The organism is Ensifer sp. Root558, from assembly GCF_001427045.1.
Taxonomy (GTDB): Bacteria; Pseudomonadota; Alphaproteobacteria; order Rhizobiales; family Rhizobiaceae; genus Ensifer; species Ensifer adhaerens.
In genome coordinates this window covers 23,777-44,725 of record NZ_LMGC01000007.1, presented here as the reverse complement: position 1 = coordinate 44,725, position 20,949 = coordinate 23,777, and the positions used below count along the sequence as shown (strand labels likewise).

The window sequence follows — 20,949 nt, the reverse complement described above, 5'->3', positions numbered from 1 at the left end:
GGCTTATGAACACGACCTCCGACACCGATTTCCCCGTCCTCAATGCCGTTGAAGCCCGCGTTCTCGGATGCCTGATCGAGAAGAAGGAAACGACGCCCGACGTCTATCCGCTGACGCTCAATTCGGCGCATTCGGCTGCCAACCAGAAAACGGCGCGCGATCCCGTCATGGCGCTCGAGCAGGTCGAGATCCACCGCGCTCTCTCGTCTCTGGGGCAGAAAGGGTTGGTCCGGCAAGCATTTGCCTCGCGGGTCGAGCGCTACGAGCACCTCGCAGCCAACCGCTTCTCGCTGACGTCGCCGCAGATCGTCGTGCTCGGCCTGCTTCTTCTGCGCGGCCCGCAGACGGCCTACGAGCTTTGGGCGCGCAGCGAGCGCATGGCGCGGTTCTCGTCGATCGAGGAGCTGAAGGACAATCTGGATCTGATGATGGGCCGCCGGCCGCCGCTCATCGTTCAACTGAACCGGGGTGCCGGCCAGCGAGAAGACCGCTTCGCGCATCTCTTGTGTGGTGAAGTCGAGCAGCCTGCCGAAAGGGCGGCCGTGTCGTCGGCGCCGAGCGGTTCGGCCCTATCAGCTCTCGAAGAACGACTGGAAGCGCTTGAGCGGAAGGTGGCGACGCTGGAGGAGCAGCTTGACGCCCTGACGCGCTGACAGCGCGGCGTCGGAAACAAAATGTCCCGGGCGCCATGTGCGCCCGGTGACATATTCGGATGCGCTCAGCTGGCGTCGACCAGCCGGCAGGCCGGCGCTTCCTTGGCGCGCGGATAGTCGTACGCACCGACCTTCGAGGTGGCATAACCGCCCCCGACGAGCGCCTCGGCAAGCTTCACGGCTGCCGTCACGCCGTCGATCACAGGCATGCCGGTACGCGCCTTCAGGCGGTCGCAGAGCTCAGACATACCGGCACAGCCGAGGATGATCGCTTCGGCGGCATCCTCCTGGCGTGCTTTCAGGATCTCCTGAACCAGCATCTCCTCGGTGTGGGCCAGATCCTCCTCCAGCGCCAGCACGGGCATGTCGACCGAGCGCACCTTGCGGCAGCGATGGCCGGCACCGTAGGCCTCGGCGAGGTCCTCGATGATCGGCACGGAGCGGGGCAGGGTGGTGATGATCGTAAAGCGGGTCGCAATGTTCATCGCCACCTGCACGGCCGCCTGACAGATGCCGATGACCGGACCGCGAGCGATCTCGCGTGCAGCGCCAAGTCCGGGATCGTCGAAGCAGGCGATTACATAGGCATCGATGCCGCGCGCTTCGCCTTTGCGGATTTCCGCAAGCATCGCTGGCACAGCCATCGCTTCGTCGGCATGGCCTTCGATGCTGGCTGGGCTCGATGTCGGGTTGATCGATTCGAGCTGGGTGTCGGATGCAGCGACGCGCTCGGCGCTGCGATGCGCCTGTTCGGTCATCGAGCGGGTGGAGTTCGGATTGATCAGCAGGATACGCATGGATCAGCTCGTCTTCCGCATGGCGTTTGCAGGGGGGGCATAGGCGGTAATGTCGGGCGTCGGCATGACGAACTGACGATCCGATGTGATGTAGTTGTTGGCGTGCAGCCGTGCGATCGGCTGGTATTGGGACGGGTCGACGTAGCGGCCTTCCTCGTCGAGGCAGTCCTTACGCACGTGCATATGCACGACCTCGCCAAGAACGATGACGCGGCGGTCATATTCGATCAGCCGCTCAACGCGGCATTCCATCGAGCAGGGTGACTCGACGATGCGGCGGGCGCCGACCTTGAGGCCGTCAGCCGCCGTCAGTCCGGCGATTGCCACTTCGTCGACATCCGGCTCGAAGGACAGGCCGCAGACCAGCATCTGGTCGGCGATCGCCATGTCCACCATGTTGACGACGAACTCGTTGGTGCGCCGGATATTGGCGACCGTGTCCTTCTCTTCCCCGTTCGGGCGGGTCTGGATACCGAGAATGACGATCGGCGGGTCGTGCGAGAAGACATTGAAAAAGCTCATCGGCGCGGCATTGTCCTGTCCGCTCGGCGAGAGCGTCGAGACCAGCGCGATCGGTCGCGGACCGATGAAGTTCGTCAGCAGGCGGTAACGGTCCTGGGCCGGCAGTTCTGTGAAATCGAAGTCCATCGGAGCTCTCAATTGGCGCCGCGGCCCCGGTCTGTTTGCCGGTCGCACGGTCGTGTTTAAGCGGTTGCCATTGCACATCAAGTTGCGGTACACAATATTGTCTACAATTTTGTAGTCAATATCTAACTGCAGCGGATGGAATTGACTTTGAGCGCCGCACGGCGAGAGTAAGCGAACGGCTAAGGGAGATTTCATGTATAACGCGGACGAAGTCGCCGGTGCTCCGACGGCGATCATTTGCGAGAAGATCTGGCTTGCGATTGCAGAGCGTCGGCTACGGCCGGGAACGCGATTGAAAGAAGAACAACTTGCCGAAATATTCTCCGTCAGCAGGGCTCGCATCCGCCAGGCACTGACCGCGCTCGAGCGCGATGGCCTGGTGACGATCATGCCGAACCGGGGCGCCTTCGTCTCCGAGCCTTCGGTAGACGAGGCACGCGATGTCTTCGTTGCCCGCAGGGCGATCGAACAGCGGGTCGTCGAGCGGCTTTGCGAGCGCGCCAATCCCAAGGATATCGTCCGGTTGCGCGCCCATATCGAAGAGGAGCGCATTGCCGGCCGATCCGGCAATCTCTCTGATATCGTTCGGCTTTCCGGTGGTTTCCACCTGTTGCTCGCGGAGCTTTCGGGGTCTGCCTTCCTCTTCGGTATCCTGCGCGACCTCGTGTCCCGGACATCCCTGATCACCGCAATGTACCGGTCGAACCACCTGCACAATTGCGGACCGGACGAACATCTGGCCGTGGTCGAGTACATCGCGTCACGCGACGTCGCGAGCGCGATCAAGGAAATGGCCGAGCACCTGAACCACGTCGAAGCGGAACTGGATCTGGACGAGGAGAAAGACCAGCCCCGCGATCTTCGCACCGCATTGCTTTGATGCTGCGTGCGCGACCCATTGCACCGCTCTTTAGAGGAGGCGGTGCCTGCAAGCAAACTGAAGGAAGATATGACCAACCGTAGCTACTATGCGCCGCATGGCGGCAACCCGCCCCAAACCCAACTCCTTTCGGATCGCGCGGTCTTCACCGAAGCCTATGCGGTGATTCCGAAGGGGACGATGATGGACATCGTCACCAGCTATTTGCCATTCTGGGACAAGACCCGTCTGTGGATATTGTCGCGCCCGCTCTCCGGTTTTGCTGAAACATTTTCACAATATATCATGGAAATCGCCCCGGGCGGCGGCAGCGACCGGCCGGAACTCGACGAAGGCGCCGAGGGCGCGATCTTCGTCGTCGAGGGCGAACTGACCATTACGCTCGACGGTAAGGCGCATAAGATGCAGCCGGGCGGCTTCGCCTTCATCCCGCCGGCGAGCAACTGGACGGTTCGCAACGGAAGTGAAGCGATCGTTCGTTTCCACTGGGTTCGCAAGGCTTACGAGTACGTCGATGGCCTGCCCGCGCCGGAAGCCTTCTTCATCAACGAGGCCGAAATCACCCCGTCGCCGATGCCGGGCACGGAAGGCAAGTGGGCAACGACCCGCTTCGTCGACCCGACGGACTTGCGCCACGACATGCACATGACGATCGTCACCTTCGAGCCCGGCGCGATCATTCCCTTTGCCGAGACGCACGTGATGGAGCACGGCCTTTATGTGCTCGAAGGCAAGGCCGTCTACCGGCTCAATCAGGACTGGGTCGAGGTCGAGGCCGGCGATTACATGTGGCTGCGCGCCTTCTGCCCGCAGGCCTGCTATGCCGGCGGCCCGGGTAAGTTCCGTTACCTGCTCTACAAGGACGTGAACCGCCACATGAAGCTGCGCTCGCGTTAAGCGAGCCCACGCTAGGATAGACAAAACCGCGCGTTCAACCGACCGCGCGTTTTTTCTTTGTAATCAGATGACTATGGCGGCACCCGCATCCCTTTGTTCAACGGCTGAACGAGGGCACGTTCACCTTCTCAGTCCACCAGTTGCGGATCGGCCGGCTGAAGGCTGCGCGGCTGGAGACGCCTGAAGGTGTTGCCGGTCGGATTCTTGTCGAGGTGGAGCACGCGGGTAAAGAAGTCGCTGCCGCGTTCGGTGCGTCCGATGTTGACGATCGCAACACCTTGAAGCTCGGCGTCCATGAATTTGAGCACGCGCTGATAGGCGTCGTCCTCAAGGGTGTCGAGCGCTTCATCGATGATCAGCCAGCGCGGCTTGTGCAGGCTGAGCCTAGCGATGGCGAGAAGACGCTGCTCGGCCTCGCTGAGGTTCATCTGCTTTCGCGCATCCTGGTCGAGCCGGCTGCTCAGGCGGCCAAGGCCGACCTTGGAGAGAACGGCGGCGAGTTCGCCCTTGCTGTAGGTATCGGGCGGGCTCGGATAGGCGAGCACTTCTTCAAGCGTGCCCGGCGGGAAATAGGGAGATTTCGGCACAAAGGCGAGGCCGTCGTCCACCGGCAGTGCGATGCGCCCGTGCCCCCAAGGCCAGAGCCCAGCGATCGCGCGAAAGAACGGCGCCTTTTCCACCTCAGGCCCGCCGGTGACGAGCACGCGCTCGCCCGGATTGATGGTGACTCTCGGCTCGCGAAGCTGGATGCAGCCAGTCGGCGAGACGATTTCTATGTTGTCGAAGCTCATCTGCGGCGTAGCGGAGGTCTTGAAGTCGATGCGCTTGTCGCCCTCGTGCCGTTCGTCGGTCATCAAGAGCGCCGAGCGGAAGGCGGCGACGCGCAGCAATGTGGCGCGCCAGTCGGCGATCGCGCCGATATTGTCGACGAACCAGCGCAGCGACGCATGCACCTGAGTGAAGGCGCCGACGGCCATCATCAACCCCCCGAAACTGAGGTCGCCAGCGAAATAGACCGGTGCGGCAATGACGATCGGCGCAACGACGGTAATCCAGCCATAGCCGCCGGTCACCCAGGTGAGCCGCGTCACGGCGCGCAGCAAGCCGTAGCTGATCTCGAGCACCGAGGCGAGGTCGCGCTGCAGCCGCTTTTTCTCGTTGGCTTCGCCTGACGAAAGCGACACGGCTTCGATATGTTCGTTGACGCGCATCAGCGAGAAACGCAGCGCCGCCTCCCGGGCATAGTGTTCGCCATTGAGCGCCACCAGAGGCCGGCCGACGAGCCAGCTCAGCCAGGAGGCGGTGCCCGCATAGAGGATCGCGGCCCAGACCATGTAGCCGGGAATGTCGAAGGAATAGCTCGCGACATGGAAGACGAAACCGTCGGACAGCGACCACAGCACGCCGATGAAGCTCACCAGCAGAATGCCGGATTGGAAGAGGCCGATCGAAAGTCCGGCCGAGAGATCGGTCAGGTGGCGCGCGTCCTCATGGATGCGCTGGTCCGGGTTGATGCCGATGGCGCCGGCATTCGCCAGCCGGAACGCACGCGTTGGGCGCATCCATTCAGTGATCAGGTCCTGGGTCAGGCCTTCGCGCAAGCGCAGCTTGATGACCTGGCCGAGCCAGGTTTGCAGAACATTGAGAACGAGAAGCACGCCGGCGATCTGGGCGAAGACGACGAGTTGATGGAGAAAGGCCGGAAGGTCGCGTCGCTCGAGCGTGTCGTAGAACGGCTTGTACCATCGGTTGAGGATGATCTGACCAAAAGCCGTCACAACAATGACAACGGTGATGCTGATGCTCAGCCCAATGATCTTGTTGCGCAGTGGCGAGGCCATGAAGGCCCGATGCATCATCCGCAATTGATCACCGAGGGATTGTTCGTCGCTTGGTTCTATCCGGCCGCTATTTTCGCCGTTCGTCCGGTTCGACATCGGTGCGAATCTCTCCTTCCCGGTCTCCTCAAGTAGAATATAGCCTGCCTTACCCTCTCTCCCTAGCGCGGATTGGCTGCGCCCACGTGTAACCGCGGTCACAGCGCGGATCGTTAAATCCGTGTCAATGCGGCATGCTGCCCGAATTGCGGCGGGAAAGTTGAATTGCACCCCTCCCAGAGGGTTCATAGTTTCGTGAGCGAGGTCGAAACACGGCACTGAGGGAGGAACCGGCATGTCGGCGCATCTCGATCAAATCCGCGACCAGCAAAGAGAGACCCGGGACCCCCGGCTAGAAGAAGTGGGACGCACTGGTGCTCGGATGGCTCGCGCCGTTCGGTGAGGCGATGGTTCGGCAGGCGGCCATCAAGGACGGTTATCATCACTGGTCGCTGAGGGCGGATCGCGAGAAAGCCTCCGACACACTTATTGATTGAGGGCTGGCGAAACGGCGACGTCAAGTACCGATACCGAAGCTCGGGCAGGTAACCCCCACCACGCCCGGTGGCAGGGTCCCGTCGTCGGGACGCACGGACCACGTCAGGCTGAAGCCGTCGGTGCAGCCCGCTGGGGATTGCGCTTATCGAGATTGGTCGGCTTGGTCGGACATCCATCGTGTAGTGCCTTTGGCGGCTACGACGTAAAGAAGCCGACGGCGCTGACCATCAGCGACAGGCCCTCCGGAGATCGACCGAACCGCGACTCTTCCGCAATTGAGGCACCGAGTTCGTGTCTGGGCTCCCAACAGGGACAAGCCTACCTGTTGGCGATGTCTCGCATGTGCACTCCGCACGGCCTTCAACACACCGCTCCCAGCAAGCGCGATCAAGCGTCTAGCCGAAGACGGGGACGGCGCAGGATTTCGGTTTTGCGTCCGGCCGTGTGTTCTCGCGCCGCCATCGCCACGGCGTCCCATTGGGAGAGGATATGCTCGGCGTCGTAGCGCCTGACATTGGCTTCGGCGTTGGCCGCGAGACGGGCGCGCAGGGTCTCGTCGCCCATCAGGTTGGAGAGGGCTTCGGCCAGGGCGTTGATGTCGCCGTTTTCGACGAGGATGCCGTCGTCGCCGTTGGCAATCATGTCGGTCGGGCCCCATTCGCAGGCGAAGNGAGAGGGCTTCGGCCAGGGCGTTGATGTCGCCGTTTTCGACGAGGATGCCGTCGTCGCCGTTGGCAATCATGTCGGTCGGGCCCCATTCGCAGGCGAAAGAGACGACGGGGAGGCCTGCGGCCATCGCTTCAAGCAGGGCGATGCCCCAGCCCTCGTAGCGGGATGACAGGACGAAGAGGTCGGCGGTTTCGACCCAGAGACCGGGTTTTGCGGTGAGGCCGGGCATTTCCACCCGGTCGGCCAATCCGAGCGCGTTGCGCTGGGCTTCCAGCGCCTTTCTCGCCTTGCCTTCGCCCCAGATGACGAGCTTCCATTCGGGGTGGTCGCTGGCCACCTTGGCAAAGGCTTCGAGCAGCAGATCGAAGCCCTTTTGCTCAGTCAGGCGCCCGACGGCGGTGAGCACATTGTTACCGCGCTTCTTTTGCCAGCCGTCGGGCAGATTGATCGCATTGGCGATCACCCGGCCGGAGCGGCGCACATTCGGCCGGAAATAGTCCAGCGCGCCCTTGGTCATGGTCACCAGCGCAAAGGCGCGCGGGTAGAGACGAAGCTGCAGCCATTTCCAGAAGGGGCCGAAGGGCTGCACCGCCGGGTTGTTGCGCTCGGACACGATNAGCGCAAAGGCGCGCGGGTAGAGACGAAGCTGCAGCCATTTCCAGAAGGGGCCGAAGGGCTGCACCGCCGGGTTGTTGCGCTCGGACACGATCACCGGAAGCCTGAGGCCGCGTGTTGCGAGCAGCGTCAACACATTCGTGCGCGTCAGGAAGCTCAGGACGAAGTCGGGACGGGTGCGGCTGATCGTCGAGCGCAGTCGGTAGAGCCGCCTTGCCACCAGCCAGGCGGCCCGCAGCTTGCCGGCCTTCTGAACCGGCACGTCGAGCCGCTCGATGGCGACGCGCGGATCGAGCCTGTAATAGGGTTCGGAGGTCGGCGCTTCGAGCGTAATCACCGTGACGGTGCAGCCGAGGCGGGCCCAGTGGCTGGCAACGAGACTGACGACGTGCTCGGTGCCGCCGGCGCCGAGTGCAGAAACAATGATAGTTATGCGCGCGTTGGCGAGGTCGGCCACTCCGATTCCTTGCACTTTCGCTGCTCTCAGCTCATCGAGTTATATTACCGGTTCCTTAAAGTCGGCGCAATCCGCTCTTTCGAGGCATGCAGGCTGATTCTACCGCAGCTAGGGTAGAAGCTCTGGTTGTCGTAACGCCCAAAATCGCCGGCCTGTTGAACAGAAAGAGCGGATTGACCTGGTAGCACAGCGCCCGCTATTGCACAGTCAGCGCCGCCCGCGTAGTTCGAAATTCGCCAGAAGCGCGATGTAGAGAAAAGCCCATCCGTGAAACAGCGCTGTGCAGTAGATGACGTCGTACCTAACATTGGTCCAGACAGTCCCGATCTGGTCGCCATGCTCAATCAGGCCATGACTGAGGAAATCGACGCCCGCGTTGATCGCTCCGGCCCCGAGCGACAGGGCGGAGCCGAGCAAAAGCTTGAAGACGATGGACTGGTCACGGAAGAGAAAGAGCACCGCCGCCATCGCGTAGGACATGAGTGTTCCGCTCAGCATTAGGATGAGCGTCATCGGCAAGATCGCTATCGGGTCGTATCCGAGTGAAGCCCACAGCGTGTTGCTGATGACGAACTGCATCAACTGGTAAAGGAACCCAAGGAAGAGCGTTGCCCGTCGCAGGCTTGCGGTATACTCTGCCCCTCTAGGTGAGACCGTGCCATTTTCTCGCGCCATGTGGGTATTATCATGCAAGTCCATACGGTTGTCGACTGCCGCTTGTCCGCGAAATCAAGCCGTTTGTAGAAAGCCGAATTCTCGCTTTCTGCGGGCGAAGGAGGTCTGCTCTGTCGATGAGCCGGACTTGAGCTGTCCGGAGAAACCTTCAAGATGTGCTTCGCCGGATTACGGAGAAGTACGAGAGATCGCGATCTTTGGTCGGCGGGCAGATCTTCGCGCGCGTAACTGTCCGGCAGCCCTGCTCCGTTACCACAATCTGGCGCGCGCCTTGGACATAGGAAGTCTGCGACCAGAGCTGTCTTCGTAGCGGGGTTCGACGGTGGATGCAGTCGATAAGTGGTCCCACCAAACGTCGCTAGACTGAGCGTTCGCGCATGGCGACGCCTCGCGCGTCGCCTTTTTACAAACCCTTCACGTGTGTTGAAATGATGTCGCGCAGCGCGGTAAAATGAGATAGACCTAATATATCGTAGCGCTGGTATCAGTTTGATCCATGAGACCTGACATTGTGGCAATTGGTGCGCCTGCTGGCGGGGTAGAAGGCGTCACTGATCTCGTTGGGCGACTGCCGGAAAACCTGTCGGCGGCCGTCCTAGTGGTTCTTCACCGGTCTCCATTCCCCCATAGCTATCTGCCAGAGACTTTGAGGCGGGTGGCCCACTTGCGTGTTGTTGTTCCAATAGAGGGAGATCCCCTCGAGACAGGGGCTTGCTTCGTCGGACCGCCGGACAAGCTCCTGACAGTCGGGCCTGGACCCCGGATGCGCCTCCTCGCTGACGGATATTATCGAGGGTTCACAATAGATGCGCTCTTTAGGTCACTCGCCCATAGCGTCGGAAGACGCGTAATTGGTGTAACCCTTACAGGACTGTTGAAGGATGGATGGTTGGGACTGAAGGCGATTAAGGAGGCTGGCGGCACGGTGGTAGTGGAGGAGCCTAAAGAGACCAACATCCCGGAAATCAAGAGCGAAATCGATTTCACTGGAGCGGTTCCCGCAATTGCTGATTTTATTTGCGAACGGGTACGATCGGGCCGAGGAAGCCCACGTGAGTTGTGAAGTAGATTCGCATAGATCAGATTGAGAGCATTAAGGATGCAGGCATCGCGACGGATGCGGAACCGCGCATCGATATCGGCGCCTTGCGCCGCGCGATCGAGCAGTGTCGCTGATGGAGCACGGCATCGAGAAGTTTGGCCACCTCGTCAACCAGAATGTTGCTCAAGGCCATTATCTGAGCGGCCTCGTCGAGGCAGAGCCGCAGCTCGAACTCGTGGCGCCGACCAACATCAACATCGTCTGCTTCCGTGACCATCCGGAGAACATGACGGCTGAGCGATTGAAGGCAGTGAACACGGAAATCATGCTGCGGCTTCAGGACGAGGGGACCGCCGTCATCTCCGACACGACGGTACACGGCGAGCATTGCCTGCGCGTGGCAGTCAACAATCACCGGACGCGACGGGAGGACCTGGACCTGTTCGTCAGCGAAGTTGTGAGACTCGGACGGGAGGTTGTCGCAGCCGGCGGCATCAGCTGACACATAGTTCTGCGAGGCGCCAAGCGTCACCTGCTTGCGGCCGGTTCTTGCGCCGGCAGGGTTTCCGGCGCCGGCGTGGCTTGGAGTATGCGCAGCATCTCAGTGATCGCGGCTTCCCGCTGCGGATCCTTGCCGGCCGCATAGGCAAGCGGAAACGCCACTTGCACATCCGGCGCGATGCCCACCCCCTCAAGCCTTAGCTGGTCGCCGATGACCGCATCCGACACCGCCACTTCCAAGAGGCTGTCGTCCGGTAGCACATAGGCACGGCCGGCAAGCAGAGCACCAGCCGTCCGCTCGCCGACGAGCGGGATCCCGTGTTGCCGCAGTGTGTAGGCAAAGAGTTCGAGACCGCTGCGGGTTCCGTTGTCGATCAGCGCGACCACAGCCTTTTGCCAGCGGAAATTGGCTAGCGTGGCTTCGCCCCGGCGCGGAATCAGCCGGAACGTCGGCGTACCACCGACCAGAAACTCGGCTGCGTCTGCGGGCCCGCCGCCCCAACGGCCGCGCAGATCCACGACGAGGCCTTCTGCATCCTTCAGCGGGTCGCTCGAAAGCGCCTCGGCGACGAGATCGAGCCCGTTTCGCGTGGAAAGGGTCCAGAGCCGCACATAGCCGATCTTCCGGCCGCCAGTCTCGATGAGCGCGACACTTTCTTCGATCGCGCGCTCGAACATCGGAAGTGGTCGTAAGCTTTCGACCGCAACCTGCAGCGGCAATGGCTCCGCATCGCGGTGGCGGCGGAGCCGAAGTTCGACCGTGCGGCCGACCTTGTCTTCGAAGGATCCGATCTCATGATAAGCCCGCCCGTCGACCGAAAGGATCTCGTCGCCGACGAGGAGGCCCGCCCTCTTGGCGGCCGATCCGTCATAAACATCGCTGGCGAACCGCTGCCCATTCTTAACCGTCGTCACCATGCCGATGCCGGGATAGCGCGCGGCGCCATCCGGCGGAAAGAGACGCCGCATATCGTCACGGATGGCGAAGCGGAAAATGTCGGCGAGCTCAAAGTAGTCGATCGTGTCGGCTTTGAAGCGCCCGGTGTGCGAAACCCCGAGACTTGCAAGAACGGACGTGATCGCCGCATCGACGCGGGAAGCCGGGCTCGTCCTGAATAGTGTCGCCGCGGAATCCGTGATTTCCGCCTGGGCGGCGGCATTGAAACGGTCGAGGGCCTTGCCGTCATAGAAGTTCGCGTTCACGAGTTCGATCACCCGGTCGAACGTCGGCTCGCCGGAGCGTGGCAGCTCCGCGGCCCACGCCACAGCGGCCATAGACATGACGAGGCTGGCGATCAACGCCGTACAACTTAGTCTCGGCCGCATGGTCGTTGCTCCGGTTTCACGCCGCCGATTATCGACAAAAGCGCGCACACCTGCCGGCAAAATCGCGTGATCACGCCGTGATCCCCGCCCCGGCACAACGATCTGCCGACCCCACGCGGCCAAACCTTTCAGGTTCGTGTGAGGTTAGGGTGGCTTGTGTGGGGCATCGATCGCTCCGGGGACAGAGGCGACTGCCCTCTCCTTTGGCGTGCTCCGGAAAAGAAAGGCAGTGCGAATGGTTGGCAAGGCCCCGCATCTACACGTGCACGACAACAGCCACCGCCGGGACGAGGTTTTTGCCGCACCGGACGAGAATGTCGGCGACTTCGCCTTCAATGCAACCGTGGCCGCCGTCTTCGAGGACATGGTCAGCCGATCGGTTTCCTACTACGGCGAAATCCAGCGGATGGTTTGCGAACTCGCTAGCGACTTTGCCGAAGCCGATACCAACCTCTACGACATCGGCTGCTCGACCGCGACGACGCTGTCCGGGCTCGACGCCATGGTTGATCCCGCCGTGCGCTTCGTCGGCATCGACAACGCTCCCGACATGATCGAGAAGGCGAAGGAAAAGATCGTCCAGGTAAATTCCAACCGGGCGATTGATCTGAGGGGCGGCGACCTGCACCACGGCATCGAGATCCACAATGCCAGCGTCGTCCTGATGCTTCTGACCTTGCAGTTCGTGCGCTCGATCTACGACGGCCACAACGAGCGCGACGCTCTGCTGCTCGTTGAGAAGCTGACCAGCGAGGATGCGACTCTCAACGAGCACTACTGCGACTATAAGCGCCGCAACGGCTTTTCCGAGATCGAGATCGCCAGGAAGCGCGAGGCGCTTGACAACGTCTCATTCCGTACCGTCTGAAGGAATATTTCCAGCTGCTGTATTGGGTTTCCGCAGCGTCGAGGTCTTTTTCCGCTGGTATAATTTCTGCGGCATTGTCGCGATCAAGTAGGACGGACCGACCATGATCGCGATCGGCAATTTTCTCTTCCGCTTCCGCAACCAGCTTTTTCCCGCGATCATCGCGGTGTTGTTCCTGCCGATGCCGCCGCCGGCATTGGTGTTGGACAACCCGCTGCTGACGCTGGCCAAGGATGCGGTCGCGATCCTCGTCATTCTGGCCGGCCTGGCGCTTCGCGCGACGGTCGTCGGCTATAAGTATATCCAGCGTGGTGGCCTAGGGTCTACGCCAAGGACCTGGTAACCGAGGGCATGTTCGGCGTTTGCCGGAACCCGCTCTATGACATGCTGCTCTACTCCGGCGTTTTCCTGCTGCACGGCAACCCGCTGCTCATCGTGATCGGCATCGGGCTCTTTGCCTTCATGTACCAATGCATCGTCTATGCGGAGGAAGCTTTTCTGCTTCGCACCTCCAGCGAAGCCTATCAGGCATATTGCCGTGACGTGCCGCGCTGGGCGCTGCGCCTTTCAAACTTCAGCCACTCCACGGAAGGAATGGCGTCCAACATCAGACGTATCGTCGGCAAGGACTATTCGACCTTCTCGGCGGCCATGATCGCGGTGCTCGCGACGGAGATGTACAAATTCGCGACCTACGAGCCATGAGGCCGGAATGTTGGCGTGCTGGCCGTTCTTGGCGGCGCGATGGCTCTGGTCGGGATCGCGACGGCGGTGATCAGCTACAAGAAGAGGCGCGGGGCCTTTCGCGATCCCGTCGCCTCCTGAAATCCTCCGGCCCCGTAGGCGGCGGCCGAGGCGGGCAGCCTCACCGCATTTCGCCGCTTGGGCGCTCAAGGACTTGACGGCCATCCCGGCGCTGCTTTTGCCGCTGCTCGTGCTGATACCGGGCAGCATCCTTGCGATCGTCTTCGTCGTTCGCAGCACGCTGTCGCCCGTGTCGCAGCTGCGCGACGATATCCTGACCAAGGACAGCGGCAAGCTGGCGCCGATCGACGAGGCGACGCTGCCGCGCGAACTGCGGGCGATCGCGCGTTCCGTGAACCTGCTTCTGGCGCGGCTGAAGGCGGGTCTAGAGGCGGAGAGAGAGTTCACCTCGAACAGCGCCCATGAGTTGCGGACCCCGATTGCCGGTGCGCTTGCGCAGACCCAACGGCTGGCGCGCGAGGTGCCCCCGGCATACCAACCGCGAACCGCCCAGATCGAACGTGCGCTCGTGCATCTGAGCCGGCTTGCCGAGAAGTTACTGCAGATGTCGCGCGCCGAAGCGGAGATTGCGATTTCGGACGAGCAGCAAGATCTGCTGCCGGTGTTGATGGTCGTGATGCAGGATCTGGAGCGATCGGCACTCGGCGCCAACCGCCTGAACGTTCAGGTCGCCAAGGACACCGTACTTGAACGGCCGATCCGCGTGGACGCCTTTGCGATCGTCTTGCGCAATCTTCTTGAAAACGCCCTGATCCACAGTCCCCCGGGCAGCCGGGTCGATCTCCATGTCGACCCAATTGGTATCCGCGTCACGAACGAAAGCGCTGTTGTCGCCGAGGACGCCCGCGCCAACCTGACCAAGCGCTTCGTCCGCGGGCCGACCGAGGCCTTCGGTTCCGGGCTCGGACTTGCCATCGTTGAGCGGCTGGTCGCGCAGATGCAGGGCCAATTGCTCATCGCTTCGCCGGCGCGCGGCAAGACGCAGGGGTTTGAGGTCGAAGTCCGCCTTTGACGGCTGCAGGACCGGTTAATCCGATCGCGTTTCCGTTCCTCGCAATCAAGGTCACACGAGGAAAGGACGAACAAGCGGGACGCCCGTAACCGCGGCCCGCCTGCCTCTGGATCTTACTGCTGGTCGAGCGCGCGGGTGAGGCTCAGCGCCGCGATCGTGCAGATCGCACCCGAAATCAGGTACCCGCCGATAAAGATGATGCCAAAGCTGCTGGCAAGCCCGAGTGCCACGAGCGGCGCAAAAGCGGCGCCGACGAGCCAGGCGAGGTCCGACGTCAGGGCGGCACCCGTGTAGCGATAGTACTGGGTGAAGCGCGAGGAGACGGCGCCCGAGGACTGGCCGAAGGAAAGGCCAAGGATGGCGAAGCCGATCAGGATGTAAGCGTCCTGGCCCTTGCCGCCGGCATCGAGCAGGAAGGGGGCCGAGAAGCTGAAGATCGCGATCAGGATCGCGCCGATCATCAGCTGGTTGCGGCGGCCGACCCGGTCGGCAATCACTCCCGAAAGCACGATGCCGATGGCGCCGACGACGGCACCTGCCACCTGAACCCACAGGAATTCAGCCGCCGACTGGCCGCCATTGAGCGTCACCCAACTCAATGGGAAGATGGTGACGAGGTGGAACATCGCGAAGCTTGCGAGCGGCACGAAGGCGCCGAGCACGACGTCGATGCTGTGCTTGCTCAGCATCTCGAAGACCGGCCGCGCCTCAAGCTCCTTGGCTTCCATGGCGGCGCCGAATTCCTTGCTGGCGACGATGCGCAGGCGCGCGAAAAGCGCCACGACGTTGATCGCAAAGGCGACGAAGAACGGATAGCGCCAGCCCCAGGCGAGGAAATCTTCCTGCGAAAGGTTGCTGACGAAATAACCGAAGAGGATGCTCGCAAGCGCAAAGCCGATCGGCGCGCCGAGCTGCGGGATCATCGCGTACCAGCCGCGGTGATTCTGCGGCGCATTAAGGTTCAGCAGCGATGCGAGGCCGTCCCAGGCGCCGCCGAGCGCAAAGCCCTGGCCCAGCCGGAACAGCGCCAATAGCGCCACCGCCCAATATCCGATCGTGTCATAGCCGGGCAGGAAGGCGATTGACGCCGTCGAGCCACCGAGAATGACGAGCGCGATCGTCAGCTTCGTGCCGCGCCCGTAGTTGCGGTCGACCCACATGAAGACGAAGGAGCCGACCGGGCGGGCGAGGAAAGCGAGCGGGAACAGCGCGAAGGACATGAGCGTCGCGGTGACCGCATTGGGCGCGAACGGGAAAATCAGCTTCGGAAAAACGAGGATCGAGCCGAGGCCGTAGACGAAGAAGTCGAAGAATTCCGAGGTTCGTCCAATGACCACGCCGATGGCGATGCTGCCCGGGGACAGAGGCTTGTCGTCCTCGTGAATGCGACGTGCATCCCGCTCGAGACCAGACGATGTTGGGTTAGCGACCGAAACCATGAATTTCTCCGACGATCGAACGTCTTGTCGTTAGAGTGTTGACCAATTGGCGTCTGATATCAAGAATGCCGTGCACGTACCTGCGCACATGCCTCATTCTAGTTCGTGCCTAACGTTCGCTGGAACAGCCGGCATCGAACCGACAATATGCCTTTGCGCCCGTACAAACGCGCATAGAGCGATACGGTCGTCACTGCACTGCGGCAAAATGTTGCGCTGCGACGATGGACCTCACTTCCATGCCCGATCATGCCCGAGTAATGCCGACTAGACAAAACGCAAGTTGAGGCCGCAATGCCGAAGCCATACAGTTTAGCCGGACGATCGACGATTGCCGTCCTGTTGCTCTCCGTTCTCTCGGGATGCAACATGGTGGTCATGTCGCCTTCCGGTGATATCGCCGCGCAGCAGCGGGATCTGATCGTTATTTCGACGGTCCTGATGCTGTTGATCATCGTTCCCGTCCTTTTCCTGACGCTGTTCTTTGCCTGGCGCTATCGCCAGTCGAACACGGCCGCCAAGTATGATCCGGAATGGCACCATTCCACCGGCCTCGAAGTCATCATCTGGTCGGCTCCGCTCGCGATCATCATCGCGCTCGGCGCGATCACCTGGGTCAGCACCCACAAGCTCGACCCCTATCGACCGCTCGATCGGATCGATGCGGCGCGCCCGGTGACCGAAGAGACGAAGCCGATCACCGTCGAAGTCGTCGCGCTCGACTGGAAATGGCTGTTCTTCTATCCGGAATACGGTATTGCCACGGTCAACGAGATGGCGGCGCCGGTCGACGTGCCGATCAACTTCAAGATCACTGCCTCGTCGGTGATGAACTCGTTCTACGTTCCGGCGCTCGCCGGCATGATCTACGCCATGCCCGGCATGCAGACCAAGCTGCACGCCGTTATCAACAAGGCAGGCGAATACGAGGGCCTTTCGTCCAACTACAGCGGCGACGGCTTCTCGCACATGCGCTTCAAGTTCCACGGCGTGGACCAGGCGGGCTTTGACGCCTGGGTTGCCCGCGTCAAGCAGAACGGCACGATGCTCAATCGCGACGCCTACCTGAAGCTAGAAAAGCCGAGCGTGAAGGAGCCGGTGCGCTACTACGCTTCCGTCGAAAACGGCCTCTATGAAGCCGTTCTCAACATGTGCGTGCGCGAAGGCCAGATGTGCATGAAGGATATGATGCACATCGACATGATGGGCGGAGCCGGCGTCGAAAGCCATGAGAACCGCGCCAAACTCGAGCATGACAACCGCCATACGGGCGGAGTGACCGAAGCGGCCGCACCGGCCGCGACCTTCCCCGAAACCGGTAACCCCGCCAAGAGCGAGGAACCGGCCGAGGGCGTCAAGGAAGAGCGGCCCGCGGCTGAGCCCATGAACCACGACATGCACAAGACGCACTAGGACTTTCGCGCGCTCGCCGGCCTTGATCCAGCGAGCGCCAGGGCCCTTCGGGCCGCAATTCGAGACATATTGGAAGACCCATGTTTGGTGACACCAGCCTCACGCAATTCATCTTCGGGCGGCTTACCTGGGAAGCGATCCCATACCACGAGCCGATCCTTGTCGTGACCTTCGCAGCCGTGGCCGTGGGCGGCCTGGCGATCCTCGCGCTGATCACGAAGTACAAGCTCTGGGGCTATCTCTGGAACGAGTGGTTCACGTCGGTCGATCACAAGAAGATCGGCATCATGTACATCATCCTGGCGATCGTGATGCTTTTGCGCGGATTTGCCGACGCGATCATGATGCGCATACAGCAGGCGATCGCCTTCAACGGCAACGAAGGCTATCTCAACCCGCACCACTACGACCAGATCTTCACTGCCCACGGCGTGATCATGATCTTCTTCGTGGCGATGCCCTTCGTCACCGGTTTCATGAACTATGTCGTGCCGCTGCAGATCGGCGCGCGCGACGTCTCGTTCCCCTTCCTCAACAATTTCTCGTTCTGGATGACGACGGGCGGTGCGGTCATCATCATGATGTCGCTGTTCGTCGGTGAATTCGCGCGCACCGGCTGGCTCGCCTATCCGCCGCTCTCGGGTGCCGACTACAGTCCCGGCGTCGGCGTCGACTATTACATATGGGGCCTACAGGTGGCGGGCGTCGGGACGACCTTATCCGGCATCAACCTGATCGCCACGATCGTGAAGATGCGCGCTCCGGGCATGACCTTCATGAAGATGCCGGTCTTCACCTGGACGTCGCTGTGCACCAACATCCTCATCGTCGCGACCTTCCCGATCCTGACGGCGACGCTTGCGCTGTTGTCGCTCGACCGCTACCTCGGCTTCAACTTCTTCACCAATGACCTTGGTGGCAATCCGATGATGTACATCAACCTCATCTGGATCTGGGGCCACCCGGAAGTCTACATTCTCGTACTGCCGGCCTTCGGCATCTTCTCCGAAGTCGTCGCGACCTTCTGCGGCAAGCGCCTGTTCGGTTATACGTCGATGGTCTACGCCACCTGCGTGATCATGATCCTCTCCTACCTGGTGTGGCTGCATCACTTCTTCACCATGGGTTCGGGTGCTTCGGTGAACGCCTTCTTTGGCATCACCACGATGATCATCTCGATCCCGACCGGGGCGAAGATGTTCAATTGGCTCTTCACCATGTATCGCGGCCGTATCCGCTACGAACTGCCGATGCTGTGGACGATCGGTTTCATGGTTACCTTCGTCATCGGCGGCATGACCGGCGTCATGCTGGCGATCCCGCCGGCCGACTTCGTGCTGCACAACTCGCTGTTCCTGATTGCCCACTTCCACAACGTCATCATCGGCGGTGTGCTGTTCGGGCTGATGGCCGGCCTTGTCTACTGGTGGCCGAAGGCCTTCGGCTACAAGCTCGATCCCTTCTGGGGCAAGATGAGCTTCTGGTTCTGGCAGATCGGCTTCTTCTTCGCCTTCATGCCGCTCTACGTGCTCGGCCTGATGGGCGTCACCCGGCGTGTCAGCCAGTTCGAGGATCCCTCGCTGCAGATCTGGTTCATCATCGCCGCCTTCGGTGCGGTCCTGATCGCCATCGGCATCGCGTCCTTCATCATCCAGCTTGTCGTCAGCTTCCTGCGTCGCGACCAACTGCGTGAAACCTCCGGCGATGCCTGGGACGGCCGCACGCTCGAGTGGTCGACCTCGTCGCCGCCGCCGGACTACAACTTCGCCTTCACGCCCGTCGTTCACGACCATGACAGCTGGTACGATATGAAGAACCGCGGTTACGAGCGTCCGCTCGAAGGCTTCAAGCCGATCCACATGCCGAAGAACACCGGCGCTGGCATTATTCTCTCCGGCATCAGCGTCGTGCTCGCCTTCGCGTTGATCTGGTACATCTGGTGGCTGGCGGCGGTATCCTTCATCGCCCTGATTGCGGTCTCCATCGGCCATACCTTCAACTACAACCGTGATTTCTTCATTCCCGCGGAAACCGTCGCGGCGACCGAAGACGCACGCTCGAAACTGCTTGCGGAACGGATCTGAAACGATGAGCCAAACCCAAGTCCAAGAAACAGAAAAGCCGCAGTTCTACCTCAAGGAAGAGCACCACCCGGAGCACAGCACTATGCTGGGCTTCTGGCTCTACCTGATGAGCGACTGCCTGATCTTCGCCGTTCTCTTCGCCACGCACGGTGTGGTCGGGCGCAACTACGCGGCAGGTCCCGCACCAGCCGACCTGTTCGACCTCAACCTGATCGCCATCAACACGGCGATGCTGCTGTTCTCGTCGATCACCTACGGCTTTGCCATGCTTCAGATGGAGCGCAACGCCAAGATGGAGACGCTGTTCTGGCTCGGCGTCACCGGCGTGTTCGGAGCGATCTTCCTCGCGCTCGAGCTCTATGAGTTCTACCACCTGATCCACGAGGGTGCCGGTCCGACGCGTTCGGCCTTCCTGTCCTCGTTCTTCACGCTGGTCGGCACGCACGGGCTGCACGTCACTTTCGGCATCATCTGGCTGATCACGCTGATGGTGCAGGTTAGCAAACATGGATTGAACCCGGAAAACCGCCGCCGCCTGATGTGCCTCTCCATGTTCTGGCACTTCCTCGACGTCATTTGGATCGGCGTCTTCTCCTTCGTCTATCTGTTGGGAGTACTCGGATGAGTTCGCAGCATCCTGGCCACGAAAGCGCGTTCGAGCCTCACCACGCGCACAGCCATCCGGGCGACGCTGCCGGGCATGGTTCGCTCAAGAGCTACATGACGGGCTTCATGCTGTCGGTCATCCTGACGGCGATCCCGTTCTGGTTGGTCATGAGCGGCGCGCTCGACAGCAAGTTGCTGACCGCCGTGCTCGTCATGGGTATCGGCGTCGTCCAGATCGTCGTGCACGTCATCTACTTCCTGCACATGAACGCCCGTTCGGAAGGTGGCTGGACGCTGATGGCGCTGATCTTCACGATCATCATCGTCGGTATTGCGCTCGCCGGCTCGCTCTGGGTCATGCATCACCTCAATACGAACATGATGCCGATGACCCACGAGATGATGAAGAACATGCCCTGATCAGGGGCGGGCAGACGCGAACATGACCGGCGGCCGCGACGTGAAAGGGGAGGGTGCGAAAGCATCCTCTCGCGCCAGGTTCCTTCTGACCGGCGCGCTCCTGTTTCTTTGCGCCATCTTCGTGGCGCTCGGGACCTGGCAGATCCAGCGGCTCTTCTGGAAGCTCGACCTGATCGCTCGCGTCGATGCGCGTGTGCACGCTGACGCCGTCCCGGCCCCGTCGCGGCCGGACTGGGGTGGCATCACCCGAGAGAACGACGAATACCTTCGCGTCACGGCAACGGGTACCTTTAGCCACGACAAGTCGGTTCTGGTGCAGGCCGTAACCGAGCGGGGCGCCGGGTTCTGGGTGTTGACGCCGATGCGCCGCGAAGACGGCACGACGGTTCTCGTCAATCGCGGCTTCGTGACCGCCGACCGGCGCGATCGGACTGCCCGCGCCGCAGGCGAAACGCCCGGGACCACCGGGATCACCGGGCTCTTGCGCATCAGCGAACCCGGCGGCGCCTTTCTTCGCTCCAACGATCCGGCTGGCGATCGCTGGTTTTCCCGCGATGTCGCGGCAATCGCGGCAGCACAACAGCTGACGGATGTCGCGCCCTATTTCATCGACGCGGACGCGACGCCAAACCCAGGCGGCCTACCGATCGGCGGTCTCACAGTCGTCAGCTTCCGCAACAGCCATCTTGTCTACGCGCTGACCTGGTTTGCGCTGGCGGCCATGAGTGTGGGGGGCGCATACCTCGTCTTTCGAAGCCGGAAGAGGCCAGGCGCGGAATAACGATTCTCTTCGCGACGGCTGGCCGC

21 protein-coding genes and 2 pseudogenes are annotated in these 20,949 nt (G+C 61.6%); 14 read left to right on the top strand and 9 right to left on the bottom strand.

Features of this window, described 5'->3' with window-relative positions:
- Positions 1-5 precede the first annotated feature (5 nt).
- Positions 6-653 (top strand): DUF480 domain-containing protein, encoded by a 648-nt coding sequence (locus ASD63_RS10200; protein WP_060529198.1) that lies wholly within the window; start codon positions 6-8, stop codon positions 651-653.
- Between the two features lie 65 nt (positions 654-718).
- Here the strand turns inward: ASD63_RS10200 and ASD63_RS10195 are convergent, their stop codons facing one another.
- Both ASD63_RS10195 and ASD63_RS10190 read right to left on the bottom strand, forming a co-directional pair.
- Positions 719-1,450 carry an aspartate/glutamate racemase family protein gene (locus ASD63_RS10195; protein ID WP_060529197.1) on the bottom strand — a complete coding sequence of 244 codons (732 nt, stop codon included), beginning with the start codon at positions 1,448-1,450 and terminating at the stop codon, positions 719-721.
- Between the two features lie 3 nt (positions 1,451-1,453).
- A complete protein-coding gene (locus ASD63_RS10190; RefSeq protein WP_034797914.1) occupies positions 1,454-2,098 on the bottom strand; it encodes a flavin reductase family protein in 645 nt (214 codons plus the stop codon).
- A gap of 193 nt (positions 2,099-2,291) precedes the next feature.
- Here ASD63_RS10190 and ASD63_RS10185 point away from each other — a divergent pair, with 193 nt between their 5' ends.
- A complete protein-coding gene (locus ASD63_RS10185; RefSeq protein ID WP_060521105.1) occupies positions 2,292-2,978 on the top strand; it encodes a GntR family transcriptional regulator in 687 nt (228 codons plus the stop codon).
- Positions 2,979-3,047: 69 nt separating this feature from the next.
- Positions 3,048-3,875, top strand: a complete 828-nt coding sequence (locus tag ASD63_RS10180; protein ID WP_060529196.1) for a bifunctional allantoicase/(S)-ureidoglycine aminohydrolase — start codon at positions 3,048-3,050, stop codon at positions 3,873-3,875.
- 128 nt (positions 3,876-4,003) lie between these two features.
- Here the strand turns inward: ASD63_RS10180 and ASD63_RS10175 are convergent, their stop codons facing one another.
- From ASD63_RS10175 to ASD63_RS10165, 5 genes and pseudogenes are all read right to left on the bottom strand, one after another.
- On the bottom strand, positions 4,004-5,812 hold the full coding sequence (locus ASD63_RS10175; RefSeq protein ID WP_060529195.1) for an ABC transporter ATP-binding protein/permease: 1,809 nt from the start codon (positions 5,810-5,812) through the stop codon (positions 4,004-4,006).
- Positions 5,813-6,637: 825 nt separating this feature from the next.
- Positions 6,638-6,853 (bottom strand): annotated as a pseudogene (locus ASD63_RS36035) (hypothetical protein); the annotation flags it as partial.
- Between the two features lie 68 nt (positions 6,854-6,921).
- A pseudogene (locus ASD63_RS36030) lies at positions 6,922-7,535 on the bottom strand (glycosyltransferase); the annotation flags it as partial.
- Position 7,536: 1 nt separating this feature from the next.
- Positions 7,537-8,021 (bottom strand): glycosyltransferase (locus tag ASD63_RS36025; RefSeq protein WP_244495287.1); only part of this gene is annotated, 485 nt, incomplete at its 3' end.
- A gap of 177 nt (positions 8,022-8,198) precedes the next feature.
- Positions 8,199-8,666 carry a hypothetical protein gene (locus ASD63_RS10165; RefSeq protein WP_156623679.1) on the bottom strand — a complete coding sequence of 156 codons (468 nt, stop codon included), beginning with the start codon at positions 8,664-8,666 and terminating at the stop codon, positions 8,199-8,201.
- 496 nt (positions 8,667-9,162) lie between these two features.
- Between ASD63_RS10165 and ASD63_RS34035 the strand changes: the two genes are divergently transcribed.
- Both ASD63_RS34035 and ASD63_RS10160 read left to right on the top strand, forming a co-directional pair.
- A complete protein-coding gene (locus ASD63_RS34035) occupies positions 9,163-9,729 on the top strand; it encodes a chemotaxis protein CheB (protein ID WP_082572837.1) in 567 nt (188 codons plus the stop codon).
- A 112-nt stretch (positions 9,730-9,841) separates the two neighbouring features.
- Positions 9,842-10,210 carry a hypothetical protein gene (locus tag ASD63_RS10160; RefSeq protein WP_060529193.1) on the top strand — a complete coding sequence of 123 codons (369 nt, stop codon included), beginning with the start codon at positions 9,842-9,844 and terminating at the stop codon, positions 10,208-10,210.
- Between the two features lie 26 nt (positions 10,211-10,236).
- Here ASD63_RS10160 and ASD63_RS10155 read toward each other — a convergent pair whose 3' ends face one another.
- Positions 10,237-11,490, bottom strand: a complete 1,254-nt coding sequence (locus tag ASD63_RS10155) for a S41 family peptidase (RefSeq protein ID WP_244495286.1) — start codon at positions 11,488-11,490, stop codon at positions 10,237-10,239.
- Between the two features lie 280 nt (positions 11,491-11,770).
- Between ASD63_RS10155 and ASD63_RS10150 the strand changes: the two genes are divergently transcribed.
- The 4 genes from ASD63_RS10150 to ASD63_RS10140 all read left to right on the top strand — a co-directional run bounded on the left by ASD63_RS10150 (position 11,771) and on the right by ASD63_RS10140 (position 14,180).
- Complete coding sequence (locus tag ASD63_RS10150) at positions 11,771-12,403, top strand: methyltransferase domain-containing protein (RefSeq protein WP_244495279.1); 633 nt, start codon at positions 11,771-11,773, stop codon at positions 12,401-12,403.
- 103 nt (positions 12,404-12,506) lie between these two features.
- On the top strand, positions 12,507-12,746 hold the full coding sequence (locus tag ASD63_RS36020) for a hypothetical protein (protein ID WP_244495278.1): 240 nt from the start codon (positions 12,507-12,509) through the stop codon (positions 12,744-12,746).
- Between the two features lie 8 nt (positions 12,747-12,754).
- Positions 12,755-13,108, top strand: a complete 354-nt coding sequence (locus ASD63_RS36015) for a hypothetical protein (protein ID WP_244495277.1) — start codon at positions 12,755-12,757, stop codon at positions 13,106-13,108.
- Positions 13,109-13,301: 193 nt separating this feature from the next.
- Positions 13,302-14,180 (top strand): ATP-binding protein, encoded by an 879-nt coding sequence (locus ASD63_RS10140; RefSeq protein WP_060529191.1) that lies wholly within the window; start codon positions 13,302-13,304, stop codon positions 14,178-14,180.
- A 113-nt stretch (positions 14,181-14,293) separates the two neighbouring features.
- Here ASD63_RS10140 and ASD63_RS10135 read toward each other — a convergent pair whose 3' ends face one another.
- On the bottom strand, positions 14,294-15,619 hold the full coding sequence (locus tag ASD63_RS10135; RefSeq protein ID WP_060529190.1) for an MFS transporter: 1,326 nt from the start codon (positions 15,617-15,619) through the stop codon (positions 14,294-14,296).
- Positions 15,620-15,913: 294 nt separating this feature from the next.
- On the opposite strand from ASD63_RS10135, the gene cyoA reads away from it, so the two are divergent.
- The 5 genes from cyoA (at position 15,914) to ASD63_RS10110 (ending at position 20,923) form a co-directional block, all read left to right on the top strand.
- A complete protein-coding gene (gene cyoA / locus ASD63_RS10130; RefSeq protein ID WP_060529189.1) occupies positions 15,914-17,032 on the top strand; it encodes a ubiquinol oxidase subunit II in 1,119 nt (372 codons plus the stop codon).
- A gap of 80 nt (positions 17,033-17,112) precedes the next feature.
- On the top strand, positions 17,113-19,116 hold the full coding sequence (cyoB, locus tag ASD63_RS10125; RefSeq protein ID WP_060529188.1) for a cytochrome o ubiquinol oxidase subunit I: 2,004 nt from the start codon (positions 17,113-17,115) through the stop codon (positions 19,114-19,116).
- A gap of 4 nt (positions 19,117-19,120) precedes the next feature.
- Positions 19,121-19,741 (top strand): cytochrome o ubiquinol oxidase subunit III, encoded by a 621-nt coding sequence (gene cyoC / locus ASD63_RS10120; protein WP_060529187.1) that lies wholly within the window; start codon positions 19,121-19,123, stop codon positions 19,739-19,741.
- Complete coding sequence (cyoD, locus tag ASD63_RS10115) at positions 19,738-20,142, top strand: cytochrome o ubiquinol oxidase subunit IV (protein ID WP_060529186.1); 405 nt, start codon at positions 19,738-19,740, stop codon at positions 20,140-20,142. Before cyoC ends, cyoD begins: the two co-directional genes overlap by 4 nt.
- 22 nt (positions 20,143-20,164) lie before the next feature.
- Positions 20,165-20,923, top strand: a complete 759-nt coding sequence (locus ASD63_RS10110; RefSeq protein ID WP_060529185.1) for an SURF1 family protein — start codon at positions 20,165-20,167, stop codon at positions 20,921-20,923.
- The last annotated feature ends 26 nt before the right edge of the window (positions 20,924-20,949 follow it).

Excerpts from the sequence above, each read along its gene's own strand:
- ASD63_RS10160 (WP_060529193.1), top strand. The coding sequence starts at position 9,842 with ATGGAGCACGGCATCGAGAAGTTTGGCCACCTCGTCAACCAGAATGTT.
- ASD63_RS10190 (WP_034797914.1), bottom strand. The coding sequence starts at position 2,098 with ATGGACTTCGATTTCACAGAACTGCCGGCCCAGGACCGTTACCGCCTG.
- ASD63_RS10200 (WP_060529198.1), top strand. The coding sequence starts at position 6 with ATGAACACGACCTCCGACACCGATTTCCCCGTCCTCAATGCCGTTGAA.
- ASD63_RS10195 (WP_060529197.1), bottom strand. The coding sequence starts at position 1,450 with ATGCGTATCCTGCTGATCAATCCGAACTCCACCCGCTCGATGACCGAA.
- ASD63_RS36015 (WP_244495277.1), top strand. The coding sequence starts at position 12,755 with ATGTTCGGCGTTTGCCGGAACCCGCTCTATGACATGCTGCTCTACTCC.
- ASD63_RS10180 (WP_060529196.1), top strand. The coding sequence starts at position 3,048 with ATGACCAACCGTAGCTACTATGCGCCGCATGGCGGCAACCCGCCCCAA.
- ASD63_RS36020 (WP_244495278.1), top strand. The coding sequence starts at position 12,507 with ATGATCGCGATCGGCAATTTTCTCTTCCGCTTCCGCAACCAGCTTTTT.
- cyoA (WP_060529189.1), top strand. The coding sequence starts at position 15,914 with ATGCCGAAGCCATACAGTTTAGCCGGACGATCGACGATTGCCGTCCTG.
- cyoB (WP_060529188.1), top strand. The coding sequence starts at position 17,113 with ATGTTTGGTGACACCAGCCTCACGCAATTCATCTTCGGGCGGCTTACC.
- ASD63_RS10135 (WP_060529190.1), bottom strand. The coding sequence starts at position 15,619 with ATGGTTTCGGTCGCTAACCCAACATCGTCTGGTCTCGAGCGGGATGCA.
- cyoC (WP_060529187.1), top strand. The coding sequence starts at position 19,121 with ATGAGCCAAACCCAAGTCCAAGAAACAGAAAAGCCGCAGTTCTACCTC.
- ASD63_RS10185 (WP_060521105.1), top strand. The coding sequence starts at position 2,292 with ATGTATAACGCGGACGAAGTCGCCGGTGCTCCGACGGCGATCATTTGC.
- ASD63_RS10155 (WP_244495286.1), bottom strand. The coding sequence starts at position 11,490 with ATGTCTATGGCCGCTGTGGCGTGGGCCGCGGAGCTGCCACGCTCCGGC.
- ASD63_RS10165 (WP_156623679.1), bottom strand. The coding sequence starts at position 8,666 with ATGGCGCGAGAAAATGGCACGGTCTCACCTAGAGGGGCAGAGTATACC.
- ASD63_RS10150 (WP_244495279.1), top strand. The coding sequence starts at position 11,771 with ATGGTTGGCAAGGCCCCGCATCTACACGTGCACGACAACAGCCACCGC.
- ASD63_RS10110 (WP_060529185.1), top strand. The coding sequence starts at position 20,165 with ATGACCGGCGGCCGCGACGTGAAAGGGGAGGGTGCGAAAGCATCCTCT.
- ASD63_RS10175 (WP_060529195.1), bottom strand. The coding sequence starts at position 5,812 with ATGTCGAACCGGACGAACGGCGAAAATAGCGGCCGGATAGAACCAAGC.
- cyoD (WP_060529186.1), top strand. The coding sequence starts at position 19,738 with ATGAGTTCGCAGCATCCTGGCCACGAAAGCGCGTTCGAGCCTCACCAC.
- ASD63_RS34035 (WP_082572837.1), top strand. The coding sequence starts at position 9,163 with ATGAGACCTGACATTGTGGCAATTGGTGCGCCTGCTGGCGGGGTAGAA.